The following is a 3,559-nucleotide window of genomic DNA, read 5'->3' as shown; positions in this document are numbered from 1 at the left end:
CGCAAGGGGTTCAAAAACGACAAAGCCCAGTGCTGGTAACACCGGGCCAAGTCATTGAAAGGAAATTGGGATGGTCACAACATTCATTTCCTTGTTAGGAAGTTTAGCACAGGCAAACTTCGTTTGGAACGGCGACATTGTTCTCAATGTTGCGATGGCCGGCGGAGGCGTTGATCGGCTGGGGCTTTTGGGCCTCGCCATCATTATCGGCGTTGCTCAAGCGATTGCTTCCCGCAAGCATTATTAATGCGGCCGATATTTAGTTTACATCAAGCGCACAAATTTTCTTGCGCATACTGGACGTCTTCCGGGAGAAAACATGCTTGCACACGCCATGTTTCCCGTTGGCATCGTTCCATAAATGCGCGAGCGCGCTCAAGATTGTCGTCATGCGTGCCGGCAGCCTGAAGGCGGAGTTCGGTTTTGAGGTTTCGATTCAGGTGCTCATCCGGGTTGAGCGTTGGCGAATAAGCAGGAAGGTAAAAAAGGCTCTATTTCCTTCCCGCGGGCCTCAATCCAACGCTGAACGATACGCGCGTGGTGGATCCGCGCGTTGTCGCAAATAACGAAAAGTTTACGTCCGTTGCCCCCGAGATCAAGGATAAGACGGCGCAAGAATCGAATGAAGCGATAGGCATTGACGGCTTTGCGCTGCGATAGAAAGAAGCTCTTTCCCTGGATGTTGATGGCCGAGATTATGACGGGGGCGCCGTAGTTCGTTCGGGCGTTTTCAATCAATACGGGGGTTTGTCCTCTCGGGGCGTAGCTCCGTACCCAATTCGAGTCCTGCTTTACGGCCGTTTCGTCCTGCCACAAGATCAAAGCGTTTTCAGCCTTTGCTCGCTGCTCAATCTGAGGATATGTCTCCTCAAGCCATTTGCCAACAGCGACAGGATCTTGTTGCAATGCCTAGCGTCATATTCCAACGCTTCATGTAGGCGCTGATCGTACGAATGGCGATTTCCTTGCCGAACTCGCGGCGAATGAGGTCGCGCACGGCCTTGCGCGTCCAGACCGCCCAAGGGAACTTCAACTGAGACGGGTTGGAATCAATAATCCACGCCATCAACTTCGCTTCCTCTTGTCGGGAGAGGCGTCGCATCTTGTCGCTGGTTTCGGGCTTGGGGCCACGGCTATGTCCTGCGATTGCCGCCTCTTCTCCGTGTTTTTCGAAGGCACGCAACACTTTCCAGACCCACTGGCGAGACATACCAAAGGTTTTGGCAATCTGGGTGCGCTTTATACCTTTCTTATCGGCCTCGATAACGCGTTGGCGGAGGGCTTTCTGGGCTGAAAGTGAAAGCTTTCGGCCATCCAGGGAGTTAGCATCAGTCATCATTGTGGAATGATACCACAATATGTAAACTAAATCAAAGCCGTGTTAATAATAACTCTGAAAAGAAGCTTTTCCAAAGCAAATTACGGGTTCGCACCGATCGGGAAATCGCGGATGGCGAAAAACGGTTCCGTCAAGATATATTCTTCGAACTTGTCCACCGACGTCGTCCGACCGACGCCGGGCCCCATGCGGTCGGCGTGCGACGACGTCTCCACTCATAAGGAGTACAACCATGAAGCGTTCTCTCTTGGCACTCGGTCTGGGTTTGGCCCTGGCCGCTACGGCGCAGGCCGCCGACATTCGTCTCGTCATTCACGGCGGCGCCGGCACGATGGCGCGTGAAGACTTCACGCCCGAACGTGCCGCGAAGTACCACGAAGGCCTCCAACAGGCTCTGCAGGCGGGCTATGCCGTGCTCGAACAGGGCGGTACGGCCGTCGACGCCGTCAAGGCCGCCATCAATCAGATGGAACTCAATCCCAACTTCAACGCCGGCCGCGGCGCGGTCTTCACGAGCGAAGGCAAGAACGAACTCGACTCGTCCATCATGGACGGCAAGACGCTCTCCGCCGGCGCCGTTGCGGGCGTAACCAACGTGAAGCACCCCATCAACTGCGCGGACCTCGTCCGCACCAAGTCGCCGCACGTCATGATGGCGACGAAGGGCGCCGAAGAGTTCTGCGCGAAGAACGGCGCCGAAACCGTCGATCCGAAGTGGTTCTTCACGGACTTCCGCTATCAGCAGCTTCAGAAGGCCAAGGAAAAGGAACAGATCATTCTCGACCACGACGGTGATCATCCCAAGACCGCCAATGCCGAACTCTTCATCGACCCGATGATGTACGACTACAAGTACGGCACGGTCGGCGCCGTGGCGCTCGACAAGGACGGCAACATTGCCGCGGGCACGTCGACGGGCGGCATGACCAACAAGCGCTTCGGCCGCGTGGGCGACTCGCCCATCATCGGGGCCGGCACCTACGCCAACAACGAAACGGTGGCCGTTTCCTGCACGGGTTCGGGCGAAATGTTCATCCGTACGTCCGCTGCCTACAACGTGCATGCCCACTACAAGCTCCTCGGCCAGGACGTTCAGAAGGCCGGTGACGCCGCCATCGCCGAGGTCGGCGCCATCAAGGGCTCGGGCGGCATGATCATTCTCGACGCCAAGGGCAACTTCGCCTTCCCGATGAACTCCGCCGGCATGTACCGCGGCACCATCAGCAAGGACGGCGTTCCGATGACCGCCATCTTCGCCGATGAAGAACTCAAGAACGTCGACGTCAAGAAGCTCCGCGAGTCGAAATAATTCCAACCGTTGAGAAGAGGACGACGCGATGTTCTTTGCGCCGTCCTTCTCCCGCTTTCCTCGGCTTGAGCCGTTGCCGAGGGAATCGTTCGAAAGCCTGCTTTCCCGGCCGCAAGGAACGGAAAGGCAGGCTTTCTTGTCTGACGCCCCGCCAATCAGACCGTCTGCATCGAACAGTTTGAACCGTTCCGGGACGATGCGCGAGGGTCTTTGCAGTCCGGTTTCGTGGAAAGATCCGGAGTCCGGGCGCTGACGGGGAGCGACGCGTCGGCACGGCCTGCCAAAATGCGGTCGACTTCCGCGACCACGACGTCCGGCGGCATCGTCTGGAGCCTAAACTCCCGGGTCGCTAGCTCACGAAAATCGATCTAAGCGCATCGGGAGTTTTTCTATACCCAGCAGAGTGAACAATGGGGTGGGGCGCGAAATCCGGACTTGTTATTAACACGTCTTTGATTTAGTTTACATATTGCGGTACCATTCCACAACGATGACTGATACTAACTCACTTGATAGCCGAAAGTTTTCACTTTCAGCCCAGAAAACCCTCCGACAACGCGTTATCGAGGCCTATAAGAAATACATGGTCAGCTCCCCGTTTGCAAGTGTTCGGGGGATTTTTTGGGTACAACTCCCCCTGGAGGGCGCGTCCATGCGCGTCCTCCATTCAATACGTGGCGAAGCCACACCACTAAATTTGGCCTTTCGCGGATTCGTGTGGGTAATTCCTGCGCGGAATCGAATCGTCAAACTGTCGTGGAATAGCGCAGGCCGTTAGGCCAAGCATATGCCGCGAAAGCAGATTGACGAGGCGATTCCGCGCAAATAGCCTGTGGTTCGGGGAAAGTAACCTGAAAACCGTGGAATCTACACTCACTCAGATTCGTCGAAGAAGAGCTCGAGGAACATCT

General features: G+C 56.1%; 4 protein-coding genes and 1 pseudogene. 2 read left to right on the top strand and 3 right to left on the bottom strand.

Annotated features, from left to right (window positions below):
- Positions 1 to 70 precede the first annotated feature (70 nt).
- A complete protein-coding gene (locus HMPREF3036_RS12090; protein WP_197457944.1) occupies positions 71 to 247 on the top strand; it encodes a hypothetical protein in 177 nt (58 codons plus the stop codon).
- A gap of 22 nt (positions 248 to 269) precedes the next feature.
- Here the strand turns inward: HMPREF3036_RS12090 and HMPREF3036_RS12575 are convergent.
- The 3 genes and pseudogenes from HMPREF3036_RS12575 to HMPREF3036_RS05880 form a co-directional block, all read right to left on the bottom strand.
- A pseudogene (locus tag HMPREF3036_RS12575) lies at positions 270 to 449 on the bottom strand (hypothetical protein); the annotation flags it as partial.
- On the bottom strand, positions 445 to 816 hold the full coding sequence (locus HMPREF3036_RS05885; protein ID WP_231853582.1) for a transposase: 372 nt from the start codon (positions 814 to 816) through the stop codon (positions 445 to 447). The gene HMPREF3036_RS05885 and the pseudogene HMPREF3036_RS12575, both read right to left, overlap by 5 nt.
- Before the next feature lie 52 nt (positions 817 to 868).
- On the bottom strand, positions 869 to 1,339 hold the full coding sequence (locus HMPREF3036_RS05880; protein WP_005435106.1) for a winged helix-turn-helix domain-containing protein: 471 nt from the start codon (positions 1,337 to 1,339) through the stop codon (positions 869 to 871).
- Between the two features lie 232 nt (positions 1,340 to 1,571).
- Between HMPREF3036_RS05880 and HMPREF3036_RS05875 the strand changes: the two genes are divergently transcribed.
- Positions 1,572 to 2,648: an isoaspartyl peptidase/L-asparaginase family protein gene (locus HMPREF3036_RS05875; protein ID WP_005435105.1), complete on the top strand. Its 1,077-nt coding sequence runs from the start codon at positions 1,572 to 1,574 to the stop codon at positions 2,646 to 2,648.
- Positions 2,649 to 3,559: the final 911 nt, after the last annotated feature.

Origin of the sequence: Sutterella sp. KLE1602, from assembly GCF_001578585.1 — a bacterium.
Lineage (GTDB): Bacteria > Pseudomonadota > Gammaproteobacteria > Burkholderiales > Burkholderiaceae_F > Sutterella > Sutterella wadsworthensis_A.
The sequence above is the reverse complement of the archived record's forward strand: the minus strand, read 5'-3'. Positions and strand labels throughout refer to the sequence as shown.